Annotated in this window: 7 protein-coding genes; 5 read left to right on the forward strand and 2 right to left on the reverse strand. The window is 68.4% G+C overall.

What is annotated here, in order from left to right:
- Positions 1-6: 6 nt before the first annotated feature.
- On the forward strand, positions 7-3,069 hold the full coding sequence (locus tag N5D45_RS20740; protein ID WP_057503521.1) for an EAL domain-containing protein: 3,063 nt from the start codon (positions 7-9) through the stop codon (positions 3,067-3,069).
- Between the two features lie 47 nt (positions 3,070-3,116).
- On the opposite strand, the gene N5D45_RS20745 is transcribed toward N5D45_RS20740, so the two are convergent.
- The gene (locus N5D45_RS20745) at positions 3,117-3,998 is read right to left on the reverse strand and encodes a LysR family transcriptional regulator (protein WP_049454392.1); all 882 of its coding nucleotides are present in this window, start codon (positions 3,996-3,998) and stop codon (positions 3,117-3,119) included.
- Between the two features lie 96 nt (positions 3,999-4,094).
- On the opposite strand from N5D45_RS20745, the gene N5D45_RS20750 reads away from it, so the two are divergent.
- From N5D45_RS20750 to N5D45_RS20760, 3 genes are all read left to right on the forward strand, one after another.
- Positions 4,095-4,505 (forward strand): DoxX family protein, encoded by a 411-nt coding sequence (locus tag N5D45_RS20750; protein ID WP_010484130.1) that lies wholly within the window; start codon positions 4,095-4,097, stop codon positions 4,503-4,505.
- 31 nt (positions 4,506-4,536) lie between these two features.
- Positions 4,537-5,325 (forward strand): class III extradiol ring-cleavage dioxygenase, encoded by a 789-nt coding sequence (locus N5D45_RS20755; RefSeq protein ID WP_279939544.1) that lies wholly within the window; start codon positions 4,537-4,539, stop codon positions 5,323-5,325.
- 117 nt (positions 5,326-5,442) lie between these two features.
- Positions 5,443-7,092, forward strand: coding sequence for a Na+/H+ antiporter (locus N5D45_RS20760; protein WP_010484128.1), 1,650 nt, complete (start codon positions 5,443-5,445; stop codon positions 7,090-7,092).
- 148 nt (positions 7,093-7,240) lie between these two features.
- Here the strand turns inward: N5D45_RS20760 and N5D45_RS20765 are convergent, their stop codons facing one another.
- Positions 7,241-7,489 (reverse strand): DUF3297 family protein, encoded by a 249-nt coding sequence (locus N5D45_RS20765; RefSeq protein WP_032128750.1) that lies wholly within the window; start codon positions 7,487-7,489, stop codon positions 7,241-7,243.
- A 90-nt stretch (positions 7,490-7,579) separates the two neighbouring features.
- Here N5D45_RS20765 and N5D45_RS20770 point away from each other — a divergent pair, with 90 nt between their 5' ends.
- Positions 7,580-8,122: a hypothetical protein gene (locus N5D45_RS20770; protein WP_279939545.1), complete on the forward strand. Its 543-nt coding sequence runs from the start codon at positions 7,580-7,582 to the stop codon at positions 8,120-8,122.
- Positions 8,123-8,132: the final 10 nt, after the last annotated feature.

Here is an 8,132-nt window from a genome sequence, read left to right on the forward strand (position 1 = left end):
GTGGCCATGCGGGGTGGGGTCAGGCGTCAAGAATGGCGTCCGCCGGCCGTTGAGGTCGGGGACGTGGAGGATTCGTTCGCGCATGAAGCCAGCCGACTGCACAAGGAAGACCAACCGATGCCCGCGCTGAAACGGGCGTTGGCCCGGCCGCTGCGCGCCATTACCTGGGGCGGGGTGTTGCTGGGCATTCTGTTGGTGGCCGGGTTGGCCACCATGCTGGCCAACGACCATCACCGCCGGCTGGAGGCCGCGCAGCGCCAGAGCCGTGCGCTGGCGGTGGGCAGCGAGCGCCTGCTGGCGCTGGAGTTGCGCAACCTGGAGCGGGCGATGTCCGGCATCGCCGCCGATGCCGTTGAAGTGTTCCGCAGTGTGCCCGCGCAGGCGCCGGCGCTGCTGGATGCCTCCATCGGCGGCGTGCTGCGCCGGCATGCCGAGCTGCACAGCATCGTGGTGCTGGACAGCTATGGCCGCGCCCTCACGGTCGGCAACGGGGACCTGAACCTGCCGCTATGGACCGATCCGCAGCGCCGCGGCCTGGGCAGTTCGCTGTACATCGGACCGCCGCAGCGCGCCAGCGACGGTGGCTGGGTGGTGCCGCTGGCGCTGCCGATGGCCGATGAACGCTGGCTGCTGGCGCGGCTGCGCTGTGGCGAACTGCAGCGCATCGTCGGCGGGCTCGATGTTGGCCCGAACGGACTGGTCTCGATCAGCGATGCCGAGGGCTACATGCTGGCCCGCGTACCCGATCCGCATGGCACGGTGGGCCGCCGCTATGACCTGCCGCGCCGCGACCTGCTCGGCAAGCAGGCGGTGGTCGAACTGGGCAGCATGCCGGGCGTCGTCGACGGCGTGCCGCGCATCATCACCATCAGCACGCTGGAACGCAGCCCGCTGGCGGTGCAGGTCGGCCTGGCCGACGAGGACGTGCTCGCGCCCTGGTGGCCCTACCTGCAGGCATCGGTGGCCATCGTACTGGCCTACATCGCGGTGTTGCTGGTGCTGCTGTATGCCGTGCGCCGCAGCACCCGCAGCCAGCAGGCAATGGCCGAGGAGCTGAAGACGGGCCACGCCGAGCTGCGCCTGGCCCATCAGGTCGGGCGCGTCTGCACCTGGTACGTGGACGAGGACGCTGCGCTGCTGCGCTGGTCGCCGCTGGCGCGCGAGATCTTCGGCGTGCAGACCGATGCGCTGCCGGTGGCCGATTTCTTCGCGCGCGTGCATCGTGATGACGCGGCGCGCCTGCAGCAGGCCTTCGACCAGGCCTTCGCCGGTGGCGCGGTGCTCGACCAGGTGTTCCGCCTGGTACTGCCCGGGGGCGCAGTGCGCTGGGTGGGCGCACGTGGGCAGCGGGTGGAGGTGGCCGACAGCGAGCGCCGCATGATCGGCGCGCTGACCGACCTCAGCGAGCGCTACCAGGCCCGCGAGCAGATGAGCGAGGTGGAACGCCGCTTCCGCCTGTTGTTCGACCGCAATCCGGCGCCGTTCTGGGTGTTCGATCCGGACACGCTGCGCTTCATCGAGGTCAACGATGCCGCCGTGCGCCAGTACGGCTACAGTCGCGAGGAGTTCCTGGCGATGAGCATCCTCGACATCCGCCCGCGCGAAGGTTGGGACGAGGTGAAGGGTGCGATCGCCAGAGCACGTGTCGGCGAACTGCAGGACGCTACCGTGCGCCTGCACCGGCGCAAGGATGGCAGCGTGTTCGAAGTGCGCGCGCACCTGTCCAAGCTCGATTTCGATGGCCAGCCGGCCTGCCTGGTGCTGGCCGAGGATGTGAGCGAACGGCTGGCCTACGAGCGCGACCTGGCCTATCAGGCACGGCACAACCCGGCCACCGGCCTGCTCAACGTGCGTGCGTTGACCGAACAGCTGGATGAGCAGGAACAGGGTTACACCATCGCCTTCGTGCAGCTGCGCGGCCTGCAGCTGGTGGCCGATACGCTGGGCCGCGAGATCGGCGATGCGGTGCTGCAGTCGATGGCGACCCGGCTCGGTGGCCTGGGCGCGCGCTGTGGCACGCTGGCCTTCCAGCCAGCCGAGGACTTCGTGCTGGCCATCGGTGCCGAGCACGATACCCTGCGCGTGCTGGACGACCTGCTGCAGATCGTGTCGGCGCCGATGCGCGGCAAGGATTCACTGCACCAGTTCGAGCCGCGTATCGGCGTGGCCGTGCACACCGCCGGTGACGGCCACAGCGCCGAGCAGGTGATCGGTATGGCTGCACAGGCCGCACACGCCGCGCGCGCCGAGGGCAACGTCGTGGTCTGGTTCGATGCGGCGGTGACCACACGGCTGGCCGACCGGCTGCGCCTGGCCGGGCGCATCCATGCCGCCATCGACAACGAATTCCAGCTCTATTTCCAGCCGATCCGGCATGCCAGCGATGGCACCCCGGCCGCCTTGGAGGCGCTGCTGCGCTGGCCGCAGGCCGACGGCAGCTTCATCCCGCCCAACGAGTTCATCCAGCTGTGCGAGGAGACCGGGCTGATCCTCGCGCTGGGCCGCTGGGTGATCCGCGCGGCGGCGAAAGCGCAGCGCCGGCTGGTCGAGGCCGGTTGGGGCGAGCTGCCGATCGCGGTCAATGTATCGGCGGTGCAGTTCTTCAACAGCGACCTGGTGGCCGAATTCACCCGTGCCCAGCAGGACTTCGGCCTGGCCCGCGGTGCCCTGCACGTGGAGCTGACCGAGAGCAGCCTGATGCGCAAGCCGGCGCAGGCGATGCAGACCATGCAGCGCCTGCACGAGCAGGGCATCAGCGTGTCGCTGGATGATTTCGGCACCGGCTATTCCAGCATGTCCTACCTGCAGCACCTGCCGCTGGACATCCTGAAGATCGACCGCAGCTTCGTCGCCGACGTGGAAACCAATCCGCGCAATGCCTCGATCTGCCGCGCGCTGTTGTCGCTGGGCCACAGCATGGGCCTGACCATCATCGCCGAGGGCGTGGAAACGCCGGGGCAGCTGGACTGGCTGGCGGCGCATGGCTGCGACCAGGTGCAGGGCTACCTGCTGGGGCGGCCGGCACCGCTCGAACGGATCATCGATGCGCTGGACGAAGTCGCTGCCTGAGCGGATCTCGGATTTGCCGGTCGCTGGCCGGCAAACACCAGACTCGTCTACACCCCGGTTTCGACCAGATGATCGATGAAACTGCGCACCTTCGGTGCCAGGTGGCTGCGGCTGGTGTAGACCGCGAAGATGCCGATCGGCGAGGCTTCCCACTCCGGCAGGATGCGCACCAGGCGACCATCGGCCAGCGCGTCTTCCAGCAGGAAATCCGGCTGCAGGATCACGCCCATGCCAGCAATCGCGGCTTCGCGCAGCACGTCGCCGTTGTTGGCGTGCAGCAGGCTGTTCACCGCCACCTTCACCTCACCGCCGGGCCCCTGCAGCGGCCAGTTGTTGCCGGCGGCCCAGTAGCTGTAGCCCAGGCACGCGTGTGCCTGCAGGTCCTGCGGGGTCTGTGGGGTGCCGCGTGCGGCCAGGTAGGCCGGCGCGGCGCACAGGCTCACCCGCGATTCGCCCAGGCGGCGTGCGATCAGCGTGGGGCTGGGCTCGCGGGTGATGCGGATGGCCACGTCGTAGCCTTCCTCGACCATGTCCACCAGGCGGTCGGACAGGGCCAGGTCCAGTTCCACCTGCGGGAAGCGTTCGCGGTAGCTGGCCAGCAGCGGGCCGAGACGGGCGATGCCCCAGCTGACCGGTGCGTTGATGCGCAGCGTGCCCGAGGGCTCCAGCGCCTGCGCACCGATGCTGGCCTCCAGCGCGTCGAACTCGGCCAACAGGCGCACGCACTGGGCGTAGTAGGCGGCGCCGGCACTGGTCGGGCTGACCCGGCGCGTGGTGCGGTGGAGCAGGCGGGTGGACAGGCGCTTTTCCAGCGCGGCGACCTGGCGGGTGACGCCGGCGGTGGACATGTCCAGAGCCTGGGCGGCGGCGCTGAAGCCATTGCGCTCGACCACCGCCACGAACACGCGCATCGCCTCGAGGGTATCCATTGTTGCGCCTTTTGAAATAAATACGGTCAATCGATCGTATTTATCAGTCCGTGAAGGCGCAATAACCTGTGCCCACTCCCTTCAAGGTGCTTTGCCATGCACACCACGACCGCTCCTGTTTCGCCGCTGGCGCCGTATGGCGCCACCCTGCTGCGCCTGGCCCTGGGCGTGCTGTTCCTGGCCCATGCGCTGACCAAGCTGCTGGTATTCACCCCGGCCGGCACGGCGGCGTACTTCGAGTCGCTGGGCCTGCCCGGCGTGCTCGGCTACCTCACCATCGGCGTCGAGCTGGTGATCACTGTCGCGCTGCTGCTGGGCGTCTATGCGCGCTGGGTGGGCCTGGTCGGCGTACCGCTGCTGCTGGGCACCATCGTCACCGTGCACGGCGCCAACGGCTTCGGTTTCGCCAATGCCGGCGGCGGCTGGGAATACCCGGCGTTCTGGGCACTGGCGCTGGTGGTGCTGTTCCTGGTCGGCGATGGCAAGTGGACCCTGCGTTCGCGCTGATCGCCGCCTGATCCTGCAACTGGAGCATTCCATGTCCCGCCTGCCTTCGCTGTACATCTCCCATGGTTCGCCGATGACTGCCCTGCATCCGGGCCAGGTCGGTATGCGCCTGGCCGAGCTGGCGCGCGACCTGCCCACGCCGCGTGCCATCGTGATGGCCTCGGCGCACTGGCTGGGCCGGCAGCCGCTGGTCGGCGCGCATCCGCAGCCGCCCACCATCCACGACTTCGGTGGCTTCCCGCGCGCGCTGTTCGAACTGCAGTACCCGGTGCCGGGTGATCCGGCGCTGGCCGAAGAGGTGGCCGGCCGCATCGCCGCTGCCGGCCTGCCGGTGGCACTCGACCCGCAGCGTGGCCTGGACCACGGTGCGTGGGTGCCGCTGCGGCTGCTGCGCCCGCAGGCCGACATCCCGGTGGTACCGCTGTCAATCCAGCCGCTGCTGGGTCCCGAGCACCAGTTCGCGCTGGGCCGCGCGCTGGCGCCGCTGCGCGAGCAGGGCGTGCTGCTGGTCGGCTCGGGCAGCATCACCCACAACCTGCACGACTGGGGCGACTACCAGGACGGCAAGGAAGCGCCTTACGTGCGCCCCTTCGTCGAGTGGGTGGAGCAGCGCCTGGCCGCTGATGACCGCCAGGCGCTGTTCGACTATCGCCGGCAGGCGCCGTTCGCCGAGCGCGCGCACCCGACCGACGAGCACCTGCTGCCGCTGTTCTTTGCGATGGGCGCGGCCGGCGAGGGTGGTTTCGGTGCACGCCGCATCGACGCCGGCATCGATGCCGGCTTCCTCGCCATGGATCTGTACCGCTTCGACGGGGCATGAGCCGGGGCTGACGCGCGGCGGCCCCGGCCATCGCGGTCGTGGCCGCATGTGGTAGTTTTTTCCGGGTTTCCGGCGCTGGCCTTCGAGCCTCCCCGCGCGCCGCTTCCTGGAAGAAGCATGCATACCATTGAAGTCGTCCTGGCGATGCTGGTGGCCGTTGTCGCCAGCGGCTACCTGGTTCGCGTCCTCCCGTTCTCGTTGCCGCTGCCGCTGGTGCAGATCGGCCTGGGCGCGGTGATCGCCGGGGTGTTCAACCGCGGCCACGCGCTGGAGCCGGAAGTGTTCTTCCTGCTGTTCCTGCCGCCGCTGCTGTTCCTGGATGGCTGGCGCATTCCCAAGCAGGGCCTGTTCCGCGACAAGGGCGCGATCCTCGAGCTGGCGTTCGGCCTGGTGGTGTTCACCGTCATCGGCGCCGGCTTCCTGATCCACTGGCTGATTCCGGTGATGCCGCTGGCGGTGTGCTTCGCGCTGGCGGCGATCGTGTCGCCGACCGATCCTGTGGCAGTGGGTGCGATCGCCTCCAAGGCGCCGATTCCCAAGCGCCTGATGCACATCCTGGAAGGCGAGTCGCTGCTCAACGATGCATCGGGCCTGGTCTGCTTCCGGTTCGCGGTGGCTGCGGTGATGACCGGCACGTTCTCGCTGGCCACGGCCTCGCTGACCTTCGTGTGGGTGGCCGTGGCCGGCCTTGCGGTGGGCGTGGCGGTCACCCTTGGTGTGTCGACCTTCCAGCGCTGGCTGTGGCGCCGCTTCGGCGAAGAGCCGGGCGCGGCGATGCTGGTCAACCTGCTCATTCCGTTCGCGGCCTACCTGCTGGCCGAAGAGATCCACGCCTCCGGCATCCTCGCCGCGGTCGCCGCAGGTATCGCGATGAGCTATGTCGAGCTGACCGGCCGCGTCTCCGGCAGCATGCGCGTGCAGCGTGCCGGGGTCTGGAACATGCTGCAGTTCAGCTTCAACGGCATCATGTTCGTGCTGCTGGGCGAGCAGCTGCCAGGCATCGTCGAACGCGCCACCACCACCATGAACGAGACCGGCCACCAGAGTGCGTGGTGGCTGCTGGTGTATGTGGTGGTGATCAATCTGGCGCTGGTCGTGCTGCGCCTGTTGTGGGTGTGGCTGTCGCTGCGCTGGAACCTGCTGCGCGCGCGCCGTCGCGGCCTGGAGCGGGGCGAGGCACCGAACTGGCGCATCGTGGTGGCGACCTCGGTGGCCGGTGTGCGCGGTGCGATCACCCTGGCCGGCGTGTTGACCCTGCCGCTGTTCCTGCCTGATGGCAGTGCGTTCCCGGCACGTGACCTGGTGATCTTCCTGGCCGCCTCGGTGATCCTGTTCTCGCTGCTCGGCGCCAGCATCGCGCTGCCGCAGCTGCTGAAGGGCCTGCAGCTGCCGGCCGATTCGGGTGAACGCAAGGAAGAGGACCTGGCGCGCCGGCTGTCGTCGAAGGCGGCGCTGGCCGGGGTCGAGCGCATGCGCCAGCAGCTGGTGATGAACCAGAACACCGAGAACGTGCAGCTGTACAACGACGCCGCGTCGCGGGTGAGTCTGCTGTACCAGCGCCACCTGGAGCGCGACAGCGAGGGGCCCGACGTGGACCCGGAGAAGGTGCGACGCATGGAAATGGGCTACCGCCAGCTGCGCAGCGCCGGCCTCAATGCCGAGCGCGAGGAGCTGTTCCGGTTGACCCGGCGCGGGGTGATCTCCGATGAGATCTCGCGGCGCCTGATCCGCAACCTGGACCTGCTGGAGTCGCGCAAGCGCGAATGATGCCTGGGACCGGGCGTTGCTGACGCTGACGCGGATTCCGCCCTGGCATGTAGAGCCGAGCCCATGCTCGGCTACGCTTGCTTCAGGCGTCATGAACCCGGAACGAAAAGCAGCCGAGCACAGGCTCGGCTCTACATGCCGGTGCCGGTTATTCCGGTTTCTGGTCCAGGAAATACGCCTCGACCTTGCCCTTGACCTTGATGGTCATCGGGTTGCCGCGGCGGTCGCGGGCCTTGCCGGCCTGCACGCGGATCCAGCCTTCGCTGACCGAGTATTCCTCGACGTTGTCGCGCTCGACGTCGTTGAAACGCACGCCGACGCCGCGCTCCAGCGCCTGCGCATCATGGAAGGGGCTGGCCGGGTTGATCGCCAGGTGGTCGGGAGGGGTATCGCTCATCGCTTCATTCACAGTGACGGCCACCAAGGCCGGCTTCAGCGGCACAGGATAAACCGTAGAATGCCGGCCTGCCCCAGAGGAAGTTCCGCCATGCCCGACAACAGCGACTATTTCGACTTCGAGGAAGACATCCACGACTTCGACGAAGACGGCTTCGAGGCCCGGGTCTGGAACCTGCTGGTGCTGATCAACCAGGGCGACGAAGAGCTGGCCCTGCAGCAGTTCAACCGCTGGCGCGAGCACTTGGCCGAGGACGGGCAGCCGCTGGAGGCAGACAGTGACTGGCTGCCGGCCCTGTTCACGGCCATCGCCTGGCAGTCCGGTTTCGAGGTGGAACGTGATGATCTGGATTCGCTGCAGTCGGCGGTGAACGAGCTGTCGGCGCGCTTCAACCTGCAGCTGGACTGGGGTGGCGACCTGGACGACGAGGATTTCGCCGAAGACCTGGACGGCGTGCAGCTGATGTCCACCGCCTTCGACCGCCTGCGCGAGCACAACTACACGCTGTGGAGCGTGGATGCCGGCAGCGACGGTTTCACCGGCGTGATGGCATTGACCCGCGACGACGACGCGATGCTGGCGCTGTGCTCGCTGCTGAACGTGGAAATCCGCCTGGGCAGCGACCCGTTCTGATCGATGATCC

Source organism: Stenotrophomonas sp. GD03819, assembly GCF_029841665.1.
GTDB lineage: Bacteria > Pseudomonadota > Gammaproteobacteria > Xanthomonadales > Xanthomonadaceae > Stenotrophomonas > Stenotrophomonas geniculata.